The 21,357-nt window shown below is 65.6% G+C and carries 17 protein-coding genes; 5 read left to right on the forward strand and 12 right to left on the reverse strand.

Going from position 1 to position 21,357, the window contains the following annotated elements; translation table 11 throughout:
- Nucleotides 1-2 precede the first annotated feature (2 nt).
- The 7 genes from A5636_RS04540 to A5636_RS04570 all read right to left on the reverse strand — a co-directional run bounded on the left by A5636_RS04540 (nt 3) and on the right by A5636_RS04570 (nt 6,539).
- The gene (locus tag A5636_RS04540; RefSeq protein ID WP_065157491.1) at nt 3-1,121 is read right to left on the reverse strand and encodes a M24 family metallopeptidase; all 1,119 of its coding nucleotides are present in this window, start codon (nt 1,119-1,121) and stop codon (nt 3-5) included.
- On the reverse strand, nt 1,111-2,280 hold the full coding sequence (locus A5636_RS04545; RefSeq protein ID WP_155763589.1) for a M24 family metallopeptidase: 1,170 nt from the start codon (nt 2,278-2,280) through the stop codon (nt 1,111-1,113). The genes A5636_RS04540 and A5636_RS04545 overlap by 11 nt, the downstream gene beginning before the upstream one ends.
- A gap of 56 nt (nt 2,281-2,336) precedes the next feature.
- Nucleotides 2,337-3,503, reverse strand: coding sequence for an amidohydrolase family protein (locus A5636_RS04550; protein ID WP_065157493.1), 1,167 nt, complete (start codon nt 3,501-3,503; stop codon nt 2,337-2,339).
- A 36-nt stretch (nt 3,504-3,539) separates the two neighbouring features.
- Nucleotides 3,540-4,778, reverse strand: a complete 1,239-nt coding sequence (locus A5636_RS04555) for a cytochrome P450 (protein ID WP_065157557.1) — start codon at nt 4,776-4,778, stop codon at nt 3,540-3,542.
- Nucleotides 4,779-4,780: 2 nt separating this feature from the next.
- On the reverse strand, nt 4,781-4,975 hold the full coding sequence (locus A5636_RS04560; protein WP_065157494.1) for a ferredoxin: 195 nt from the start codon (nt 4,973-4,975) through the stop codon (nt 4,781-4,783).
- Nucleotides 4,972-5,643, reverse strand: a complete 672-nt coding sequence (locus A5636_RS04565) for a helix-turn-helix domain-containing protein (protein WP_065157495.1) — start codon at nt 5,641-5,643, stop codon at nt 4,972-4,974. Before A5636_RS04565 ends, A5636_RS04560 begins: the two co-directional genes overlap by 4 nt.
- Nucleotides 5,644-5,732: 89 nt before the next feature.
- On the reverse strand, nt 5,733-6,539 hold the full coding sequence (locus A5636_RS04570) for an SDR family NAD(P)-dependent oxidoreductase (protein ID WP_065157496.1): 807 nt from the start codon (nt 6,537-6,539) through the stop codon (nt 5,733-5,735).
- A gap of 92 nt (nt 6,540-6,631) precedes the next feature.
- Between A5636_RS04570 and A5636_RS04575 the strand changes: the two genes are divergently transcribed.
- The 3 genes from A5636_RS04575 to A5636_RS04585 all read left to right on the forward strand — a co-directional run bounded on the left by A5636_RS04575 (nt 6,632) and on the right by A5636_RS04585 (nt 10,999).
- On the forward strand, nt 6,632-9,409 hold the full coding sequence (locus A5636_RS04575) for a helix-turn-helix transcriptional regulator (RefSeq protein ID WP_253900496.1): 2,778 nt from the start codon (nt 6,632-6,634) through the stop codon (nt 9,407-9,409).
- 88 nt (nt 9,410-9,497) lie between these two features.
- Nucleotides 9,498-10,265, forward strand: coding sequence for an SDR family oxidoreductase (locus tag A5636_RS04580; RefSeq protein WP_065157497.1), 768 nt, complete (start codon nt 9,498-9,500; stop codon nt 10,263-10,265).
- Between the two features lie 11 nt (nt 10,266-10,276).
- Nucleotides 10,277-10,999, forward strand: coding sequence for an SDR family NAD(P)-dependent oxidoreductase (locus A5636_RS04585; RefSeq protein ID WP_065157498.1), 723 nt, complete (start codon nt 10,277-10,279; stop codon nt 10,997-10,999).
- Between the two features lie 24 nt (nt 11,000-11,023).
- Here A5636_RS04585 and A5636_RS27065 read toward each other — a convergent pair whose 3' ends face one another.
- Both A5636_RS27065 and A5636_RS04595 read right to left on the reverse strand, forming a co-directional pair.
- Nucleotides 11,024-11,905: a PPE family protein gene (locus tag A5636_RS27065; protein WP_065157499.1), complete on the reverse strand. Its 882-nt coding sequence runs from the start codon at nt 11,903-11,905 to the stop codon at nt 11,024-11,026.
- 119 nt (nt 11,906-12,024) lie between these two features.
- Nucleotides 12,025-15,342: a helix-turn-helix transcriptional regulator gene (locus tag A5636_RS04595; RefSeq protein ID WP_065157559.1), complete on the reverse strand. Its 3,318-nt coding sequence runs from the start codon at nt 15,340-15,342 to the stop codon at nt 12,025-12,027.
- Nucleotides 15,343-15,502: 160 nt separating this feature from the next.
- Between A5636_RS04595 and A5636_RS04600 the strand changes: the two genes are divergently transcribed.
- Nucleotides 15,503-16,717, forward strand: a complete 1,215-nt coding sequence (locus tag A5636_RS04600) for a serine hydrolase domain-containing protein (protein ID WP_065157500.1) — start codon at nt 15,503-15,505, stop codon at nt 16,715-16,717.
- Here the strand turns inward: A5636_RS04600 and A5636_RS04605 are convergent.
- The 3 genes from A5636_RS04605 to A5636_RS25985 form a co-directional block, all read right to left on the reverse strand.
- Nucleotides 16,620-17,894: an MFS transporter gene (locus A5636_RS04605; protein ID WP_065157501.1), complete on the reverse strand. Its 1,275-nt coding sequence runs from the start codon at nt 17,892-17,894 to the stop codon at nt 16,620-16,622. The genes A5636_RS04600 and A5636_RS04605 overlap by 98 nt on opposite strands.
- Nucleotides 17,894-19,057 (reverse strand): PLP-dependent cysteine synthase family protein, encoded by a 1,164-nt coding sequence (locus tag A5636_RS04610; protein ID WP_081287594.1) that lies wholly within the window; start codon nt 19,055-19,057, stop codon nt 17,894-17,896. The genes A5636_RS04605 and A5636_RS04610 overlap by 1 nt, the downstream gene beginning before the upstream one ends.
- 120 nt (nt 19,058-19,177) lie before the next feature.
- Nucleotides 19,178-19,552 (reverse strand): hypothetical protein, encoded by a 375-nt coding sequence (locus A5636_RS25985; protein WP_155763584.1) that lies wholly within the window; start codon nt 19,550-19,552, stop codon nt 19,178-19,180.
- A 151-nt stretch (nt 19,553-19,703) separates the two neighbouring features.
- Between A5636_RS25985 and A5636_RS04615 the strand changes: the two genes are divergently transcribed.
- The gene (locus A5636_RS04615; protein ID WP_065157561.1) at nt 19,704-21,329 is read left to right on the forward strand and encodes a multicopper oxidase family protein; all 1,626 of its coding nucleotides are present in this window, start codon (nt 19,704-19,706) and stop codon (nt 21,327-21,329) included.
- Nucleotides 21,330-21,357: the final 28 nt, after the last annotated feature.

Below are 21,357 nucleotides of genomic sequence, written 5' to 3' on the forward strand. Positions count from 1 at the left end.
GGTCACCGCCGCCAGAAGGGACTTGCAGTCAACACCTCGGGTCCGTCGGCGGTGATCAAGACCGCTTCGCGTCCGAAGACCGCCCCGACGCCCGCCTCCCAGACGTAGCCCGTGACGGCAAGGACCATGCCGGGTTCGAGACGCTCGGCACCGGCGGTCCGGGGCAGGCTCGCGGAGATGACCGGTGGATCGAAGCCCATACCCAGTCCCCGGGCGACCGGCATCGGCGGTGCCGGTTCACCGGCCGCGGCATAGGCGGCCAGCAACTCACCGGCCCCGGCGTCCGGCTGACAGACGGCTAGCAGCAGGGACCACAAACGCTCCCAACGATCGAATAGCGCTGCGGCACCGGGGACATCGCCTACCGGCCAGGTACGGCCCACTTCGCCGATGTAACCACCGGCCACGACGCCGGCTGACAGCGCGACCAGATCACCGGCCTGCAGCTGACCTCCGTGGGTAGTGCGTCGCCAGGGGTGTTCGCGCGAAGTCGCCCACGCTACATCCTGATTGGACGGCGTGCTGACGCCTCCCGCGGCTAGTGCCTCCAGCAGCACGCCGGCTAGCATCTGTTCGCTTACTCCCGGCCGTAGTTCGGCTAAGGCAGCGGCTAACCCAGACTCGGCCACCGCGATCGATTCCCGCAGCGCGCCGATTTCCGCTTCTGTCTTGATACGCCGGGCCGCGCGCATCGCGAGTTCTCCGTCGACAAGCTCGGCAGCGGGGAACGCAGTGGGCAGCAACTGCGCGAAAACCGGTGAGAGCGCGTCGGTCCCGACGCGGCGGGCGGTGGCCGCACCGTCGATGCGTTGCAGCGCCGCGATGGTGTTCGCCGGATTCCAGGAGATGCCGTACAGGTTCTCGTGCGGAATATCCTCGGGCACCCCCTCGTCCCAGGTGCTGAGCAGGTGGATGGCACCCGTCGCGCGGACCAGCACACAGGTGGGGCCGAACGGCCGAGTGCCGGCGACCCACAACTGCGGCGCACCGGTGACGTAACGGACGTTTGCCTGCCGTCCCAGCACCAGCACATCCAGGTCGTGCTCGGCCATCTGCGCCAATGCGCGCTCGCGTCGTCCACCGCGCAGGGCGCGGGCGTCGGCCAGAACCTCAGTTGACATAAGGGTCATAGGGGTAGTCGGTCAAGCGTGTCGAACCTTCCTCGGTGATCACCAGGACTTCTTCGCTGCGGTAGCCACCGGTGCCGTCTTCCCACACCACCGGCTCGAGCACCAGCACCATGCCTTGCTGAAGGATGAAGTTCTCGTCGAACTGTGCGCCGAGATCCGTTCCTATCATCGGCATTTCGGCGGCGTTGACGCCGATGCCGTGGCCCAGATAGAAGTGCGGCAACCACGGCCGGGTGCCGCCGTTGGCGTCAATGGCCGCCCGGCCGAGGTCGGCGGCGGTTGCGCCGGCGCGGGCCACACCCAGCACAGCATTCATGATCTCGCGCCACTTCTCGAACTGCGCCTGTTGTCGCGGCGAGGGGTCCTGTCCGACAATCCAGGTCCGGCCGAAATCCGAGCAGTAACCCTGGTAGGTGATGCTGACGTCGGTCCACAGCACGTCGCCCTTGGCCAGTTCGCGTTCCGTGCTCAACAGCGGTAACGCCAGGTCTCCGTGGGTGGTCCAGACGCCGTCGGCCTTGGTCTGCGGCATCACCTGCCAGATCGGTTCGAGCATGCTGGCCATTGCCCCCAACTCGAAAGCCCGGCGCAGGAAGCGGGCCGACAGGTCGATCTGGCGGATGCCGGGCACAAGTGAGCGGTGAACTTCGACCATCGCCTCGTCGGTTATCCGGATGGCGGCGCGGATACAGGCCAGTTCATCCGGTGTCTTGATCACTTTGGCGGCGCTGATCACAGCTGCGGCGTCGGTGGGAACGCCGTTGGGGAACAACGTGTTCCGGGCACGCGACATCGCTCCGGTGAATTCGTCTACCGCCACCGACGATCCGGCCGGCACCAGGTCGGCCAGTAGTCGGCCGAAATCGTCTACCCCTTCGTCGAATTCGAGGTAGACAGGACCGTGCAGGTGATCGGCCGGCAGGCCCGATTCCTGCGCGGCGCCCTCACGGAACGGCAGAAACAAATGCGGCCAGGGGTCGTCGGCCAGTACGACGGCCACCGGACGTTCGACGTACGATACCCCGGCATCTCCCAGCGGCCAGCTCGAACCGGTGGCGTAGACCACAGCATTGTTGCCCAGCAGGACCAGGGCGTCGACCCCGCGCTCGGCCATGGCGGTCCGTAGTCGTGCTCCGGTTTCCCGGCGCATCCGGGATAGGTCCGGGTGCTCCGGGATGGTCAGCCCCGTCGCGTCGGCAAATATGGTCACAGGCCCAGGAATTCGCGGATGTTGCCGCTCACGACCCGAGCGGCCCGCTCCGGACCGACCGCGTCCACGACAGCGGCAAGTGACTTCTCGGAGTACCCGTAGGTGCTCTCGTTGTGTGGGTAGTCCGAGGACCACATGACCTTGTCGACGCCGATCCGGTCGATCAGCTCCAAGCCCAGTGGGTCGACCATGAACGACGCACTCATGTGGGTGTCCCAGTAGTACCGGACGTCGTGCTGCAACGGCCGGTTGAACATGTGCTGATAAGAAGCCACGAGGTGCTCGGCATCCTGCAGCGCCCACGGCACCCAGGCGATCCCACCCTCGAACCAGCCGACCCGCAGACCGGGGTGCTGATCGAGGATGCCACCGAAGATGTACTTGGAGAACGTTTCCCGGAAGCCGTCGATGTTGATCATCATGCCGACCACCACGCTGTTGAACTCGCATGGGCTCTTGGGCGGCGTCTCACCGATGTGGTGGGTGACGGGGATGCCCGCGGCCTCGATCTCGTCCCACACGGCGCTCATTGTCGTGCTTGCGTAGTCGATCGGGTTACCGTCGTCGTCCTTGCCCGGGTTCAGCGGCATCAGAAACGTTTTGAGCCCCAGCGCTTTCAACTCGGCAAGTGTATTGCGGGTGCCGACCGGGTCCCACCAGTTGATCAGACCGGCGCCATAGAAGTGGCCGTTGGAGCGTTCCTGGAGTTCCGCGATGTACTCGTTGTAGATGCGGAAGGTGAGCTCACGGAGTTTCTTGTCCGGGTAGTGGAACAGCGCCAGCACCGCGTTGGGAAATGCCAGTTCTTTGTCCACACCGTCTTCACGCAGTTCCTGAATCCGGGCGTCGATGTTGGTGCTGGCGGCCCCGGGCAGGTCGTCGTATTGCATCAGCACCGCGCTGAAATCCCCCGGCAGGAACGACTGTCCCTTACGGCCGACCTGATACGCGCCGTCCTCATACCAGATGCGCGGGGCCTTGTCCTTCAGGTCTTCGGGGAAGCGCTCGTAGAAGATGTCCGCGGCGAGAGAGATGTGGTTGTCGGCGGAGAAGACCTCGGTGCCGGCCGGCAGACCGACATTGCTGCCGATGGCATGCCCACGTCGGTCTTTCGGTGCGCCAAACCCTTTCGGCGGATACAGAGTGCTGGATGGTGTCGTCATCGTTGACCTTTCACATACTTCTCGGTGGGCTGAGGCTTACCAGGTGACCGGCAACTCGTAGACGCCGTAGGCGAGGCGATCGTGTTTGAAGGGGATGTCTTGGAGCGGGACGGCCAATTCCAGGGAGGGCACGCGCTGGAACAGCGTGCGGAACACGATCTGCATCTCCGCGCGGGCCAGTTGCTGTCCTACGCACTGGTGCCTGCCGTAGCCGAAGGCCACATTGCGGTCCGCACCCGAGCGGTGCAGATACAGGCGCTCTGGCTCGGTGAATGCTTGTGCATCCCAGTTGGCCGGCGCCAGATCGATGATGATGCCTTCGCCCGCGCGGATCACTTCACCGGCGATCACGATGTCTTCCACGGCCACCCGGCGCTGACCGTTCTGGATGATGCTGAGATAGCGCAACAATTCCTCGACCGCGTTGGCGACGATCTTGGGGTCCTCGGCATCACGGATGGCGGGCACCTGGTCCGGATTCTCCAGCAGGGCAAGCACTCCGAGCCCGAGCATGTTCGCGGTGGTCTCGTGCCCCGCAATCAGCAAGCCGGTACCGAGCTGGGCTGCTTCCTTGACGGTGAGTTCCCCGGCCTTGACCCGCTCGGCCAGATCGGAGACCGCGTCCTCGGCCGGATTCTCCATCTTCGTTTCGACCAACTGGCATAGGTACTTGTGCAGACTCATCGCGCCTTTGACGGTGTCCTCGCCGGTCGCATAACGGGCCAGCCCGACATTGGCGTGGTGCTGGAACATTTCGGCGTCCTCGTAGGGCACCCCGAGCAGCTGACTGATCACCAGTGATGGCACCGGCAACGCCAGTGCGGTGACGATATCTGCCGGTTTCGGCCCGGCCAGCATCGCGTCGATGTGCTCGTCGGTGATCTGCTGAATCGCCGGCCGCAGGCCTTCCACCCGCCGAAAAGTGAACGGCTTGGACAACATCCGGCGGAATCTGGTGTGTTCCTCACCGTCGGAGGTGAACACCGACCGCGGGCGCTTGTGAACGGTCGACAGCATGCCCTGGTTCCAGTGCGGGAACCCGGGCACCCGGTCGTCGACGCTGACCCGGGAATCCGAGAACAGCTCGCGGCACTGCTCATAGCCGGTGATGAGCCAGGGCGTGCTGCCGTCCCAGATGCGCACCCGGGACAGCGGTTTGACCTCGGCCAGGGCCATCACGTCCGGCGGGGGGGCGAACGGGCAGCCGGCCGCGCGTGGCATCGGATATTCCGGGATACCGGTGTCGGTGGTGCTATCCGTGAGTGTGTCGGACACGTTCACTCCTCGATGTGGATCGCCAGCGCCGGGCAGAAGAGGGCCGCTTTGCGGGCCCCCTCGGCCTGGTCGGCGGGTGGGCTCGGGTTGAGCAGGACGACGACGCCGTCCTCGTCACGCTGGTCGAAAACCTCGGGCGCGTTCATCACACAGTTCCCGGACGAAGCGCAAGTATCTTGATTGACAGTAATTTTCATCTAACTGCCTCTTCATCCGCAGCGGTGACGGGTGCCAGCCACAGTCCGACGATCGCATCGATCAGTCCGGTGGCGGCGGCCCGCCAGGACGGCCTGGGCATCGGGGTGCCCTCTGCCAGCGCCCGTTCCAGATCGGCACAGGTATGCATCAACAGGTTGCGCGCCATGATGTTTCGCTCAAATCGGATATCGACGGGCAGGTCAGGCAGGCAACGGCTGATCCCGTCGATCACCTGAACCAGAGACGACGAACTCAGCGCGTCCTTTACGACGATGTTCTGGTAGGCGGGATCGGTCATCGCCTGGGCGGCGAATCTGGCATACCAGGTGGGATTGCCGAGCGCTTCCAGATGATCGGTCAGCGGCCGGACGAGACAGCCGACCCAATCACGCATTTCGGCAGCGGCCGGCAACGCGGCCACCATCTGCTCGCGCAAGTGCTCGATGGGGCCCCGATGCTTGTGCTCGATAGCGCGCACCAGGTCGGCTTTGGTGCCGAAGTGATAGCCCACGGCGGCGTTGTTGCCTTGCCCGGCCGCCTCGCTGACCTGCCGGTTGGACACCGCGAAGACGCCGTGCTCGGCGAACAGCCGCTCGGCTGCGACCAGGATCGCCTCCTGCGTTGAGCTGGCCCGTTCGCTGCGCACGACCCGGCCGACAGTGGTCATACCGGCCAGTCAACGCTTCGGCGCCGATTAAGTCAAGCGACTGATTTAATTCGGCGCGGTCTTCGCCCGATGCGGTCATTACCGTGCGGTCATTCCCGCTTGCGCGGCCGGATCACTTTGCCTGCCACCGTTCCGCCGTCCACCGGCAGCACGATGCCGGTGACGTAGCGCGATCGATCGGTGGCCAGATACAGTGCGGCCTCGGCGACGTCGTCGGGAGTACCTTCGCGTTTCAGCGGTCGGTCGTCGCGCATCCCCTGACGAATCCGGGATTCGAATCGTTCGAGTTCCTCCGGATTCAGGTCCCCGGCAGCCGACGCCAGGATCGGCGTCGGTATGTTGCCGGGCGCGATCGCGTTGACGCGAATCTCGTGCGATGCCAGCTCGATTGCCGCCGACTTGGTGAATTGGATGACCGCCGCCTTGGACGCACGGTAGGTCATCACACCGCCCCCGGCCTGGATCCCGCCGATGGACGTCAGATTGATGATTGATCCCCCACCGTTGGCCGCCATGTGCCGCGCGGCATCGCGAGTGCCGGCCATGACCCCAAGTACGTTGACTGCCATCACGCGGTGGAAATCGGCGAAATCGTCGTCGAGCAAGCGCCGCAGGGGCGCGGAGACCCCGGCGTTGTTCACCATGACGTGCAGTGCGCCGAATTTGTCCACAGCCGTCGCCACCAGCGCTCCGACCTGGTCGGGATCGGAAACGTCGGTGCGATGGAAGACGGCGTTCGGGCCCAACTCGTCCGCCAACCCCTGGCCCCCGTCGGCCTGGACATCGGCAATGACGACCCGCGCGCCCTCGGCGACGAATCGTTTCGCTATCCCGCGGCCGAGACCCGAAGCCGCACCGGTGACGATGGCGACCTTGTCCGCCAGTTCATTGAGCACCCGTCGAGTTAATCGGCGTTGACCACATTAAGTCAAGCAGTTGATTTAACACAGCAAGAAAGCTGCTCGGTAAGGTCAACCCGCAGGTGATCATCGATCGAGCTCTTCGTCTACAGGGTCGGCGCGCGGAATGCGCATCCCTGGAACGTTTGCTGTCCTTGGCCCGGTCGGGCCAGAGCCAGGTACTGGTGCTCAGCGGCGAAGCCGGGATAGGCAAGACGGCGTTGCTGGATTTCATGGCGGAACGAGCTGCGGGTTTCCGAACCGCGCGGATCGCTGGCGTGGAGTCCGAGATGGAGCTTGCGTTCGCCGCTCTGCATCAACTCTGCGGACCATTGCAGGACTGCATCGGTGGACTGCCCGCCCCACAGCGGGACGCACTGGAAATCGCCTTCGGCCGCAGCGCCGGACCCGCCCCCGATCGCTTCCTGGTCGGACTGGCCGCGCTCAGCCTGATCGGAGCGGCCGCCGAGCGTCAGCCGCTGCTCTTTCTGGTGGACGATGCGCAGTGGATCGATCGGGTGTCGGCCCAGACGTTGGCGTTCGTTGCCCGCCGACTGGTTGCCGAGCCGGTGGCCATCGTCTTCGCGGCACGCGAGGGATTGCGCGAGCAGTTGGCCGGACTCCCAGAGCTGGTCCTGGCTGGACTCAATGCCAGTGAGGCACGAGCACTGCTGGATTCGGTGATCCTGGGCCGGTTGGACAATCAGGTTCGCGACCGTATCGTCGCCGAAACCCGCGGCAATCCACTGGCCCTGCTGGAGCTGCCGAAGGGTCTGACCGCCGATGAGTTGGCCGGCGGCTTCGGGCCCCCGGACGCGCAGCCGCTCATCGGGCAGATCGAACAGACTTTCCTGCGCCGCATCGAGCGATTGTCCGATCACACCCAGCGGCTACTACTCACCGCCGCGGCCGAACCGGTCGGAGACTCGGCGCTGTTGATGCGCGCCGCCGCACGGTTGGGACTGCCCGAGGACGCGGCGGCCGGAGCAGAAGAGGAGGGACTGATCGACGTCGGGACCCGGGTGCGGTTCCGCCACCCGCTGGTCCGTTCGGCCGCCTACCGGGCGGCGGGTCTGATGGAGCGTCGACGTGCCCATCGAGCCCTGGCGGACGCCACCGACGGCGATGCCGATCCGGATCGCCGTGCCTGGCACCTCGCGTTGGCCGCGAGCGGGCCGGACGAGTCCGTCGCGGTGCAGCTCGAGCTGTCCGCAGAGCGCGCGCAGGCACGAGGTGGGGTGGCTGCGGCGGCCGCCTTTCTGGAGCGCGCGACCCGGCTGACCGCTGACCCGACGCTTCGCGCGACCCGGGCGCTGACCGCCGCCCAGGCCAAACGCGATGCGGCAGCATTCGACGCCGCCGACGAACTGCTGAGCATCGCGGAGTCGGGAGCGGCGTCGCTGACCGCTCTGCAGCGGGCGCAGCTCACCCGGTTGCGCGCCCAGATCGCCTTCGCCAGGAGCCGCAGTGGTGATCCCGACGCGCCGACCGTCTCGGATTCAGCTGTCGGGCTGCTCGACGCCGCCCGGCAACTCGCCGCGCTCGACAATGCCCAGTCGCGGGAGACCTACCTGGAAGCGGTAGGTGCGGCATTGTTCGGTGGGCGTCTGTGCCCGCACGGCGGTATCCGGATGACGGCCGCGGCCGCGCGCACCGCACCGTCGGGACCGCATCCCGTGCGGGCGGTCGACCTGCTGCTGGAAGGTATCGCGATCCGGGCCACCGACGGCCACTCGGCGAGCGTGGCGACGCTGCGCGAGGCCCTGACGCTCATCCGGGCGGACGCTGAGCGGGGCAGCGACGACATCATGCGGTGGTTCTGGCAGGCATTCCCGATCGTGCAGGAATCCGCGGCGCACGAACTATGGGACGACGAGGTCTGGCATCAACTGGCCAGCCACGCGGTGCGGATGGCCCGTGAAGCCGGAGCGCTGGCCGTCCTGCCGCTTGCCCTGGTGTACCGCGCCGGTGTGCATGTCCAGGCCGGAGAGTTCACCGCCGCGGCGGTTCTGATCGAGGAGGCCGACGCGATCACGTCGGCCACCGGTTACGCCCCGGTGAAGTACCACTCGGTGTTGCTGGCCGCTTTGCGCGGAGGCGAATCCGATGCCTTGCGCCTCATCGAGTCAGCGCGGCACGACGGCGTCGCCCGCGGCGAAGGCCGGGTGATCGGCCTGACAAGTTTTGCCACCGCGGTCCTGTACAACGGCCTTGGCCGCTACGAGGAGGCCTACACCGCCGCGCGGCGGGCATGCGAGGACGACGACCTGGGCCTGTTCGGTTGGTGCCTGATCGAACTGATCGAATCCGCTGCCCGCAGCGGCGAGCAAGGCGTCGCAGCCCGCGCCCTGGCCCAACTCGAAGAGCGTGTTGCCAACAGCCAAACAGATTGGGCTGCAGGTGTATTGGCGCGATCCCGCGCGTTGCTCTCCGATGATCGCGGGGCCGAAAACTACTATCGGGAAGCGATCGACAGACTGGGCAACACCAGGATCGCCGTCCATCTCGCCCGAGCGCATCTGCTCTACGGCGAGTGGCTGCGCCGCTGCAACCGCCGCGTCGACGCCCGCGACCAGTTGCACACCGCGCTCCAGATGTTCAGCCGAATGGGCGCCGCGGGGTTCGCCGAACGGAGCCGGCGCGAACTTCTGGTGACCGGGCAGAAGGTGAGCAAAGGCGCGGCGGCTCCGACTACCGAGTTGACCGCGCAGGAGGCGCAGATCGCCAAACTGGCGGGCGACGGCCTCACCAACCCGGAAATCGCCGCACAACTATTCATCAGCACGCACACCGTGGAATGGCACCTGCGGAAGGTGTTCGCCAAGTTAGGCATAAAGTCGCGCCGGCAACTGCGTCCTACGGATTGACTACGGACTTTCAAGGGTTCGCCCGACCCCCTGGCCACGCCATGCTGAAGGTGCCAGTTCATCGGGAGAGACTTGGAAAGGCGTGGCAATGAAAATTCTGGTCGTAGGTGGCACCGGGCTGATTGGATCGCAGGTGGTCGCCAACCTCACCGAGCAGGGACATGAGGCCGTTTCGGCGTCGCCAAGCTCGGGTGTCAACAGTCTGACCGGTGAGGGCGTCGCCGAAGCGATGGCCGGCGTCGACGTGGTTGTCGACGTGTCCAACTCACCGTCCTGGACCGACGAGGATGTGCTGAACTTCTTCACCACCTCGACTCGCAATCTCCTCGAGGCCGAGCGTGCCGCCGGCGTGCGCAACCACGTCGCGCTGTCGATCGTGGGTGTGCACCGGGCCGGCGACAGTGGCTACATGCGGGGCAAGATCGCCCAGGAGCAGGTGATCACCGAATCCGGTGCGCCGTACACGATCGTGCGGGCGACTCAATTCTTCGAATTCGTCGACGGCATTGCCGATTCGCTGGCTGACGGCGACACGGTCCGGGCACCGCACGGTGCGTTTCAGCCCATCGCCGCCTCGGACGTCGCGGTGGCCGTGACCCGTGCGGCGACCGACGAACCGGTCAATGGGATCGTCAACATCGCCGGTCCGGAAAAGCTGGGGATGGACGACTTCATCCGCAACCGGTTCGCCGCCACCGGTGACGCGCGCCAGGTGGTGACCGATCCGGCGGCCCGTTATTACGGTGCAGTGCTCCACGAGGACACCATCGTCCCGATCGACGGGGAAGACGCGACCATCTATCCCACGCGTTTCAGCGACTGGATGGCCTCGAGCGCGTCGAGCGGCGCGCAATAAAGGTGCGTCGAATGGAACTGACTAATCAGACTGCCGTCGTCACCGGTGGAACGGCGGGCATCGGGCTGGAATCGGCCCGGTTGCTCGCCAGCGAAGGTGCCACCGTCATCATCTCGGGACGAGACCCCGCGCGAGGTGCGCGGGCAGTTGAGACGATCGGCGCAAACGCTCGGTTCGTCCAGACCGACATGGCCGACGCCGAATCGGTGAATGCGCTGGTGCGGGAGTGCGGAGAGGTCGACATCGTCGTCAACAACGCCGCCAGCTTTCCCTCGGCGCTGACCGTCGATCAGGACATCTCCGCCTTCGAGACGATGTTCGACACCAACGTCCGGGGCGCCTACTTCCTGGTCGCCGGACTGGTGCCGGGCATGCTGCGGCGCGGCAGGGGCAGCATCGTCAACGTGACGACAATGGTGGCGTCCAAGGGTGTGCCGGGGGCATCCGGTTACAGCGCTTCCAAGGCTGCCCTGGAATCCCTGACCCGGACGTGGGCCGCGGAGTTCGGGACGGGTGGGGTGCGGGTGAACAGTGTGGCACCCGGCCCGACCCGCACGCCCGGGGTCGCCGCCGAATGGGGCGAGGTGAACGAGGAACTCGGGAAGGCGCTGCCGCTGGGCCGCACCGCCCACGCGGCCGAGATCGCCGAGGCCGTACTGTTCCTCAGCTCACCACGTGCCAGTTTCATTACCGGCTCGACGTTGCACGTCGACGGCGGCGGTTCGGCGGTCTGACTGTCTGACGGACTGACCAAGCGATCAGGCGATCGCGCGCACCACGCCCATTGCGACGGCACCCCAACTGGGCGGCACCACCAAGCGGCCGACCACCACACCGTGGCCCACGGCCACCGTCATGTCGGGTGGCGCCGGGATCTTGGGCCGTGCCGATGTACCGGACAGGGTCATGCTCCTCGACGAACTGATCGCCGACGCGAACACACTCACCGGCGAGACGAACTTGCACTGCCGCAGCAACTGAGTGATCCCCGAGGTGACTGCGGCCGAACGCACCGGGCCCGCGAGGCTACGCAGCGCCTGCGGCACCGCTGGCATTGCCGGGGCCAACATCGCCGGCGCGCCGTCGTCTCCGTCGGAACCCATCAGCGCCGGCATGTTGTAACCCAACGCCGGCGGCGCCAGCTCCGGCAAGGTGGCGGCAGTGGCCGAGGCGGCGGCATAGCGGTACATCGCGGCGGCGTCCTGCGCCCACATCTCGCCGTAGTCGGCCTCCAGGGCCGCGATCGCCGGTGTGTATTGCCCGGTGGCATTCGTCGAGCTCAGCGCCGCCAAGCGGGCGCGGTTGGCGGCGATCACGGCTGGCGACACGGTGGCCGCGAGCGCATCGTCGAAAGCGCTGGCCGCGGCCCTGGCCTGGCCCGCGATCTCCTCGGCCTGCGCGGCGGTACGGGTGAGCCAGCGCAGGTAGGGGGCGGTTGCGTCGGTCATGGCGTCCGCTGCGCAACCCTGCCAGCCGTCGGCGGCCAGGGTGGCGACGGTCGACCGGTAGGCGTTGACAGTGCCATAAAGTTCGTCGGCCAGCCGGTCCCATGCGTCCGCGGCAGCCAGCATCGACCGTGAGCGCGAACCCGCGTACATCCGGTCCGAATTGACCTCGGGCGGCAACGCTCCGAAATCCATTCCTCGTCACCCCCGTCGTGGCGTCGCTCAGTTCACCTGTCGTTAACCTTATGTTAAGGCCTGATTGGGTGGATGTTCGCCACACTGACGAAATTCACATGAAACGCAGTTGATGCGGTCTAGTGATCAGGAGTCTCGGCCCGGCGGGCAGCCTCGCGCGCCAGTTGCAGCCGGGATGAAAAACCCAGTTTGGTGTACATGTGCGTCAGGTGCGCCTGAACAGTGCGCGGTGAGATGAACATGGTCTCGGCGATGTCTTTGTTGGCCAAACCCTCACTGACCAGACGGGCCACCTCGAGTTCGGTGGGGGTCAGCGCGGCCCAGCCACTCGTCGGCCGCTTTCGTTCGCCTTGCCGGCGCAGCACGTAACCAGTGGCGTCGTCCACCGACCATGCCGACCCCTCACCGTATGAGGCCTGAAAACCGTCCTCGCCCAACGCTTGCCGACAACTGCCCAGCATCGAGGCGTATGCGGACTGATACATGGGAAAGCGGAATTCGCCGGTTTCGGCGCGCAGGGTGTCTGCTAACCCGATAAACCGCACCCCCTCCGCGTGGTTGCCGCCGGCGACGGCTAACCGGGCGAGGACCTCGAAAACCGAGGGGATGCTGAGACGAACACCGTTGTCGGCCGCGAGCATCAACGCCCTACGCGCGTCGCGGCGGGCCTGCTCGGGCTCACCGCGGTCCGCGGCGACGTGGGCGCGAATGCTCAACGCAAAAATGTGGTGCCAACCGGCCAGCGTGGCCACGGCCTCGTCAGCCAGTTCCTGCGCTTTGGTGAGATCACCCTCAGCGTGGGCGCACAGGGCAACGGCAGTGGCTGCCACCGTGCCGCGGTGCACGCCGGGATGGTCCCAAATTTTTGCGCCGAGCGCGTTCGCCGACGAAGCGTCGTCGTCGGCCATGGCGGCGATGGCCAGGACGGTCGCTGCCGCGAGTTCCACCACGTCGTCGAGTTCCGCTCCTGCGGCCATCGCCGCGCGGCCCACGTCCCGGGCGGCGGCAACATCACCTCGATACACCAGCGCGCACCCCAGGCTGACCAAACACAACATCATTCCGACGGTGTCGCCGTCGCCTTCACAGTCGGTCAACACCGCCCGGTAGGTGTCGATCGCACCGTCCAGGTCGGCACGAAACATCTTCGACATGCCAGCGCTCCAGCGACACATGTGTTCGTTGAGCCAGTCGCCGAGCGCCCCCGCGACTTCCGTTCCCTCCTGGCCGACGGCGTCGGCTGCCACCGGATCCCCCGCCATGGCGGCGAGAAATGCCTGCCGACCCAGGATTTGACTAAGCCGCCAGTCATCGCCGGTCACCCGCACTAAATGGATCGCTTCGGCCAAATACTTTCCCGCTGAATCGAAGTCGAGAACCGCGATGCACCCACAGGCGGTCAAAGTGCGGGCTAGCAGCGCGGGATCCCCGAGTTCGCGTGCAGTCTCCAAGGCGCGGTGCACCTGCCCCATGCTGTCGGTCGCCGCGCTATACGAATCCAGGACAGCCTTATCCGCGATCGCCCGTGCATGTATCGCCGGGTCGATGGCGTCCGGATCGAAGCCGTCGCAGTCCAGAACCGAGTTGAACCAAGACAAACCCTCACGCAATCGACCGCGGCCCTGCCACAGCGGCTGCAATGAGGAGACAAGTTGCAACGCCTGTTCGTACCGGCCGTCTTGGCAGCTGTAGGCGAATGCGGCCCGCAGGTTGTCCAGTTCGTTCTCGACGCGAACGACGTAGTGCCGAAAGTCGTTGCGGGTCGGGGTATCCAGTGCCGCGGCCAGCACCGTGTAGTAGTCGCGGTGCCGGTGACGGACCGCCTCGGCCTCACCCGAGTCGCTCAACTTCGCCAACCCGTATTCGCGAATTGTTTCAAGCATCCGGTAGCGCGCTCGGTCGGCGATGCTGTCGGCTTGGACCAGGGACTTGTCCACCAACAGGGTCAGTTGGTCGAGTACCTGGTAGCGCTGCACGCCTGCGCCGCCGCACACCGCCACGGCGGCGTCGAGGTCGAAACCACCCGCGAATACCGCCAACCGGCGAAACAGGATGCTCTCGGCGTCAGTCAGCATCGAATGTGACCAGTCCACCGAGGCACGCAGTGTCTGCTGCCGCCGCACGGCCGTGGGGGCTCCCCCGGTAAGCAGCTCAAAACGGTCCGTCAAACTATCGCGGATGTCGGCCGGCGACAATGCCCGCATCCGCGCGGCGGCAAGTTCGATCGCCAGCGGCATGCCGTCGAGTCGCCGACAGATCTCCGTGATGGCCTCTGTATTACCTTCTGTGACAGCAAAATCAGGCCGAACGTGGCGGGCGCGGTCGCTGAATAACTTCACGGCGTCGTCGACCACCCCCAGCGAGGGAACCTGCCAGTTCACCTCCGCTGCAGTGCGCAACGGTTCGCGACTGGTCGCCAGTAGTCGCACGGCAGGACAGCGGCCCAGCAACGCCTCCGCCAGTGCCGTCACCGCTTGGCGCAGATGCTCGCAGTTGTCCAACACGATCAGTTCCGCGCGGTCGCCGATGCGCGCCGTGAGAGTGTCCAGGGTCGGGCGGCCAGGTTGATTCGGTAGGCCGAGAACTTGCGCGACGGCTCCCTCGGCCAGGGCCGGGTCGCTGATCGGAACAAGATCTACGTAGTGGATCTGCCTACCGGTCTCCTCAACCAGGTGGTTTGCCAGCTCAATAGCCAACCGGGTCTTGCCGACGCCGCCGGCGCCAGTCAGTGTCACCAACCGGTGTTCGCCGAGCAACTGCATGAGCTCGACGATCTCGGTGCTGCGCCCGACGAAGCTGGTCAGTGGAATCGGAATTGACTGCGCCACAGCTCTGTTCGAGGACCGCAACGGCGGGAACTCGACGCGCAGATCCGGATGGCAGAGTTGCAGTATCCGCTCGGGGCGGGCCAGGTCGCGCAGTTGATGGATACCGCGATCGGTCAACCACGAGCCGTCCGGTAAATAGTCGGCCAGGACTTGTTCGGTGGCCGCGGTCAGCACCGTCTGGCCACCGTGGGCCAGGTCGCGCACCCGAGCGGCTCGATTGATGGTGGGCCCGAAGTAATTCGCGCCATCGCGCAGCTGGATCTCTCCGGTGTGCACTCCAATCCGCAACCGCAGCGGGGCCAGCGGTGCCCGCTGCAACGCCAACGCGCAGCAGGCGGCGTCGCTGGCCCGCGCGAAGGCGATGACGAAGCTGTCACCCTCGCCCTGTTCCATCGGCCGCACCCCGTGATGCTCGTTCACCAGCCGATCCAACGTCGCGTCCAGTCGCATCAGCACTTCGGGCATCTCGGTTGGACGGCTCTGCCACAGACCGGTGGATCCTTCGATGTCTGCCAGCAGCAGGGTCACCGTTCCGGTTGGCAGTTCGTTCACGCCCAACTCGCTCCAGTTCAGCGACACCTTGTGCACGCAAGGATCAGATTCACCCATGCTAGCCAGCCTGCGCCGTGCCGTTCCTCGCAACATCAGCGAATATGCGTAGAAAACCGGCATGTCGCGGGAGGCGGTGAATTACGCGGTCCGGCCAATGCTGTGTGGCCGGCTTGGACCGCATAGTCGAACACACCGACGACAGAGGAGACGGACGACAATGACCCAACAATTCTGTGAGGCCGCGGTCGGCGCCGTCATCGCCGGTCACTATGACCCGCGGTGCACCGACCTCGTCGCGGCACTGGCCGACGAACTCACCACCGGCGGTGAACTCGGCGCCGGTATCGCCGTCGACATCGACGGCGAGACGGTGGTGGACATCTGGGGCGGATACGTCGACCGCGCCAAGACCAGGCAGTGGAACTCGGACACCATCGTCAACGTCTTCTCCAGCACCAAGAACATCACCGCGCTAGGGGCGCTGCTGCTCATCGACCGGGGTGAACTCGATCCGTACGCGCCCGTCGCGAACTATTGGCCGGAGTTCGCCGCAAACGGCAAGGATGCCGTCGAGGTGCGCCATGTGTTGAGTCATACCTCGGGAGTATCGGGTTGGGAATTGCCGTTCACGATCGAGGAGGTCTACGACTGGGAGAAGTCCACCTCCAAGCTCGCTGCCCAGGCGCCGTGGTGGCAGCCCGGCACCGCGTCCGGCTATCACGCGGTGACCAGCGGCCATCTGATCGGCGAGATCGTTCGCCGGATTACCGGCCTTACACTGAAACGATTTGTCCTTGAGTCGATTTCCGAACCCTTGAACGCAGACATCCAGATCGGCGCGCGCCCCGAGGACGACAGCCGCATCGCCGAGTTGATCCCGCCGCCGCCATTGGACGTGCCGCTGGACGCGGTGCCCGAGGATCATCCGATGCGCAAGACGTTCGGCATGCTCGCGCCCAACGCCGAAGCCGCGCTGATCGCCCAGACAACGGCCTGGCGGCGCGCGGATATCGGAGCGGCCAACGGTCACGGAAATGCCCGTTCTCTGATGCGAGCGCTGTCGCCGATCTCCCTCGGCGGGACCATAGCCGGTCAGCAATTCTTGCGCCGGGAAACCATCGACCTGATCTTCGACGAGCAAGCCGATGGAATCGATCTGGTGCTGGGCATGCCGGCGCGTTGGGGCATCGGGTACGCGCTGCCCAAAGCAGAAGCGGTGCCTGACATTCCGTCGGGTCGAATCTGCTACTGGGGCGGCTGGGGCGGTTCCGTGGTCGTCATGGACCTCGATCGCCGCATGACATTCGCCTATGTGATGAACAAGATGGGGCAGGTCACTTCGGCCGGGTCGGACCGTACCCAGAAATACACCCGGTTGGTCTATCAGGCTGCTGAACGGTTTTGTCCAGCCGACTCAGCCCCGCGACCGTGACAATGCCCACCAGGATCAACGCGCCCCACACCATTCCTTCGGCGTGCAAGCGGTGCGCCACGCCGAACAAAAACCCGACCACGAGGTTGCCCACCAGGATTCCCACCCCGACGATGGTGCTGTAGAACCCATAGTGGGTGGCCACCCGGTTGTTCTGCGAAAGGGTTACCACGGTTCGCATTTCGAAGGGGAACAGCACGGCAGACGCGATGGCCAGCAGGCCCGCCGAAAGCAGCAGAGCCGACACACCGGCGGCCGTTCCGAACCGCTGGCCGTTCGGTACCAAGGCGAGCGGCACATAGGACGACGCCAAGATCAGCGCGCCGACCACCAGGGCGCGGCTGGGTTCCCAGCGCTCGGCGAACCATGCGACGGTACGCAGTTGCCCAGCAATGGCGATGAGTCCGGACACCGCGAACATCGCGGCAACCAACAGTGATGGTCGCCTCGGCGCCAGGAGCGCGGCCTGCATCGGCAGCGCCAGATAGATCTGGAACGACAACACATAGGCGCCGATCATGGTCGCGGCGAAGCCGAGGAACCTGCGGTTGCCCAGCACCTTGCGCCAGTCCTGCGGGATCGAAACGCGGGCGTCCGCGGGGTCAGCTTCGCGCTGCGGCAACGTTCGCAGTTGTGCGACGGTGAGCACAGCGAACACCGCAGCCGCAGCCAATACGGTGACGCGAAAATCCAACGCCACCAGAGTAAGTCCCGCCAGCGGGCCCAGCAGGATTCCCGCCTGATAGAAGACGTTGAACACCGCGAACGCCTCGAGCTTGCGGTCACCGGAATCGACTGCCACGTAGGCCCGCACTGCCGGGTTGAACAGTGCCCCGGCGAAACCCGTTGCGGCCGCCGCGATCAGCAGCGCAGGCAGGGATTGCGCGAAGCCGAGCAGAACGAACCCGCCGGTGCGCAACAGGCATCCGGTGACTATCAACGGCTTGTAACCGAAGCGGTCGGCAAGCGTACCGCCTACAAAGAACATGCCCTGCTGCGAAAAGTTGCGTATACCCAGCACGAGGCCGACCGCCCAGGCCGCCAGCCCGAGAGGGCCGGCGAGGTAGGCGGCCAGATACGGCATCAGCAGGTAGAAGCCGAAATTGATGCCGAACTGGTTCACCATCAGCACCCGGGTGGCGGGGTTGAAGCTGCGGAACTGCGCGATGAATCGCATTACGTCACCGCCCGCATCGGGTCGACTACGGATGTGGTGCGTGTCCAGCGGCTTGCCACCGCGTCCGCCGCAGCAGCTATTTCGTCGGGTCTGGTGGCTGGTCGCCCGCCCAGCAAACCGTTTGCGGCGCAATACTCGTCGTTGTAGATGGTGTCGAAATACCGCTGCGGGCCATCGGGGAAGACTGCCGCGATCGTGGTGTCGGGCGACAGCGTGCGCGCTGCCCAGCCTGCGACCAATGCGACAGCCCCGACGCTCCACCCGCCGCCGGCGTAGTGGGTGGCCGCCATGCTGCGTGCCGCCCAGACCGCCTCGGCCGGAGCGACCCAGTGCACTTCGTTGAACGCACCGTAGTCGACGTTGCCGGGATAGATGCTCGAGCCGAGCCCGCGCATCAGGCGTTTGGCTGCGGGTTGTCCGAAGATGGTGGACCCGATGGTGTCGACGCCGATCAACCGCAAATTCGGATTGAACTCCCGCAATACTCGCGCGACCCCCGCCGAATGTCCGCCGGTGCCCACCGAGCAAACCAGGACGTCTACGCGCCCGAGTTGGGCAGCCAATTCCAGAGCCATTGTTCGGTACGCATCCACATTGTCGGGATTGCTGTACTGGTCGGGGTTCCACGCACCGGGTTCAGCGGCCAGCAGTTCGTCCACCCGATCTTTGCGCGCCTGTTGCCAGCCGCCCACCGGGTGGGGCACGGTCACCATGTCGACCCGGGCACCATAGGCGGTCAACATGCGCGCGATGATCGGTTCCAGACCCGGGTCGGTAACGAGCGTGACGGGGTGCTGGTGCACGTTGCCGGCTAGAGCGAGTCCCAATCCCAGTGTCCCGCTGGTGGACTCGATGATCGCTGCACCCGGCTGCAGGTCGCCGCGAGCGCGGGCACGCTCGACCATGTGCAACGCAGGGCGATCCTTCATACCGCCTGGGTTGAATCCCTCCAGCTTGGCCCAGAACCCACGATCAGCGGTTCGGACCGGGCTGGTGTCGCCGGACACCCAGAGCACCGGGGTGTTGCCAACCATGTTGTCCGGCCGATGATTTCGGCCCGGCACTGGGTGGTAGCCCGCGGGGACCTGACGGTAGCGATCTCGGATCGCTCGCAGTGAGGTGTGGTGGGAGCGGGTGGGAACTCGCAGATTGTCAATGGTCATTGTCCGGTTCACTTTCGTCGCTTCTCCATCGGCGCTAGCGATCTCGCCAGCTTGAGAGATGAGGTTTGGGTCAGCGGTCTCCGGCCGTGGCGGCGTGGCTCACGGCTTGGCGCTGACCGATCAGCGACGGGCCAGGCAGTAGCGGATCAGGAGGTCTTGACCGGACGGCGGCTTTCCCGACGACCCCGGTGGGCCACGTCCGGCCTGGTGATACGGATAAGCGGGCATGGCGGCGATGGTCGAGACCGCGGCCGCCGGGATAGCTGCGAAAGTTGTTGTATCCGCCAGTGCTGGCGGGACACCCGCAATATCGGGCGGGCACCCAACATGGTGCATGTCGACCATCGACGCAAAGCTCGTCGGGGCCGCCGCCAGCGCACTAGTGGACTGGCGGTTTACCTGGGGCAACCAGCAGTGGGCCACCAGCGCGGTCACCGACCATGCCGCGACGACGACAACTATCGCCAATCGCATACCGTGGCGCCGCCGGTTCATGTCGGCACTGTATACCCCCCATGGGTATACTGTAAAGCGGCCACGGGCCAACGCCTGTCGGCCGCACGGGTTGCGATATGGCCACGCGCTGAGCAGGGTAGAAGACGTTCGGAATCGACCGCGGCGAATCGACACAGACGAGGAGCAGTCCATGCCGGTCCCGCTGACCAGCGGTTACCCCGCAGACAGCGTTCGCTTCAACAGACGTGACTTCCTCGCCGCCGGTGCTGCCGCTGGCGGTTTGGCACTAAGCGCCTGCGGTCGGCCAAAGGGACCGGTGTCGCCCAGGGCCGCCGCGATCGCTGCGGTGGAGGCCACTCGCCCGCGCAGTGGCAGGACCGTGACGACCAGCCTTACGCCGCAACCCGCGCGCATCGACATCGGTGGCCGGATCGTCGATACGCTGGCCTACGGTGACGCCATCCCGGGCCCCCTGATCCGGGCGACCGTCGGCGATGAAATCGTCGTCTCAGTCACAAATAAACTCGATCATCCGACCTCGGTCCACTGGCACGGTATTGCACTGCGCAACGATATGGACGGCGCCGAACCCGCCACCCCCAACATCCCCGCCGGTCAGCACTTCACCTACCGGTTCTCCGTGCCGAATTCCGGTACTTACTGGGCTCATCCGCACACCGGACTCGACGCAGACAAAGGCCTCTACTTGCCGTTCATCATCGACGACCCGACCGAGATCGGTCGTTACGACGCGGAATGGATTGTCATTCTTGACGATTGGACCGACGGCGTGGGCAAGTCACCGCAGCAGCTCTACGACGCGCTCACCGCGCCCAACAAGCCGCCCAGGCAACCACCACCGCCCCCGCCGACCACGAGCACGAGCACGAGCGCCACGACTTCCAGTGCGCCCGCGATGACCTCGACTTCGGCCAGGCCGACGGACGGGATGCCCGGGATGCCTGAGATGCCCGGGATGCCGGGAATGGGTGGTGTTGGCACCAGCGACCTGCTTGGGGGCGACGCCGGCGACATCGCCTACCCCTACTACCTGATCAACGGGCGAATCCCTCAGGCCGCCACCACATTCAGAGCCAAGCCCGGTCAGCGAGTACGGATCCGAATCATCAATGTGGCCTCCGATACCGCGTTCCGCATCGCCCTGGCGGGACACACGATGACGGTCACCCATACCGACGGTTATGCCGTGGTGCCTACTCGGGTCGACGCCCTGCTGATCGGGATGGCCGAACGCTACGACGTCCTCATCACCGCGGCGGATGGTGTGTTCCCGTTGGTCGCAGCCGCCGAAGGCAAGGACGCACTGGCCCGTGCATTGCTGGTCACCGGTGCGGGCAGTCCGCCCGACCCGCAGTTCAGGCCAGGCGAACTGAACAAACGTGTCGGAGTGATCGACATGTTCACCGCGGTGACCTCGGCCAATCTGGGTCGTCCCGCACCCAATCTCGATCTGCCGGTGGTGCTCGGCGGCACGATGGCGAAGTACGACTGGACGATCAATGGCGAGCCGTACAGCAGGACCAAACCGTTGCATGTGCGGAAAGGCCAGCACCCGACTCTGACCTTCGACAACACCACCATGATGTGGCATCCCATCCACCTACACGGGCACACCTTTCAGGTCATCAACACCGATGGCACCTTGGGCGCACGCAAAGACACTGTGATCGTGCTGCCCAAGCGCAAGCTGCGCGCGGTGTTGATTGCCGATAATCCGGGGACGTGGGTCATGCACTGCCACAACACCTACCACCAGGAGGCGGGCATGATGACTCGGCTGGACTATGTGTACTGAGGGCACCTCGGCCGATGTCGAAACTGAA

The organism is Mycobacterium asiaticum (genome assembly GCF_001673315.1).
Classification (GTDB): domain Bacteria; phylum Actinomycetota; class Actinomycetes; order Mycobacteriales; family Mycobacteriaceae; genus Mycobacterium; species Mycobacterium asiaticum_B.

What these genes read in the sequence shown, in the direction of transcription:
- A5636_RS04540 (WP_065157491.1), bottom strand. Translation starts at nt 1,121, where the DNA reads ATGTCAACTGAGGTTCTGGCCGACGCCCGCGCCCTGCGCGGTGGACGA.
- A5636_RS04545 (WP_155763589.1), bottom strand. Translation starts at nt 2,280, where the DNA reads ATGCGCCGGGAAACCGGAGCACGACTACGGACCGCCATGGCCGAGCGC.
- A5636_RS04550 (WP_065157493.1), bottom strand. Translation starts at nt 3,503, where the DNA reads ATGACGACACCATCCAGCACTCTGTATCCGCCGAAAGGGTTTGGCGCA.
- A5636_RS04560 (WP_065157494.1), bottom strand. Translation starts at nt 4,975, where the DNA reads ATGAAAATTACTGTCAATCAAGATACTTGCGCTTCGTCCGGGAACTGT.
- A5636_RS04565 (WP_065157495.1), bottom strand. Translation starts at nt 5,643, where the DNA reads ATGACCACTGTCGGCCGGGTCGTGCGCAGCGAACGGGCCAGCTCAACG.
- A5636_RS04580 (WP_065157497.1), top strand. Translation starts at nt 9,498, where the DNA reads ATGAAAATTCTGGTCGTAGGTGGCACCGGGCTGATTGGATCGCAGGTG.
- A5636_RS04585 (WP_065157498.1), top strand. Translation starts at nt 10,277, where the DNA reads ATGGAACTGACTAATCAGACTGCCGTCGTCACCGGTGGAACGGCGGGC.
- A5636_RS27065 (WP_065157499.1), bottom strand. Translation starts at nt 11,905, where the DNA reads ATGGATTTCGGAGCGTTGCCGCCCGAGGTCAATTCGGACCGGATGTAC.
- A5636_RS04595 (WP_065157559.1), bottom strand. Translation starts at nt 15,342, where the DNA reads ATGGGTGAATCTGATCCTTGCGTGCACAAGGTGTCGCTGAACTGGAGC.
- A5636_RS04600 (WP_065157500.1), top strand. Translation starts at nt 15,503, where the DNA reads ATGACCCAACAATTCTGTGAGGCCGCGGTCGGCGCCGTCATCGCCGGT.
- A5636_RS04605 (WP_065157501.1), bottom strand. Translation starts at nt 17,894, where the DNA reads ATGCGATTCATCGCGCAGTTCCGCAGCTTCAACCCCGCCACCCGGGTG.
- A5636_RS04610 (WP_081287594.1), bottom strand. Translation starts at nt 19,057, where the DNA reads ATGACCATTGACAATCTGCGAGTTCCCACCCGCTCCCACCACACCTCA.
- A5636_RS25985 (WP_155763584.1), bottom strand. Translation starts at nt 19,552, where the DNA reads ATGAACCGGCGGCGCCACGGTATGCGATTGGCGATAGTTGTCGTCGTC.
- A5636_RS04615 (WP_065157561.1), top strand. Translation starts at nt 19,704, where the DNA reads ATGCCGGTCCCGCTGACCAGCGGTTACCCCGCAGACAGCGTTCGCTTC.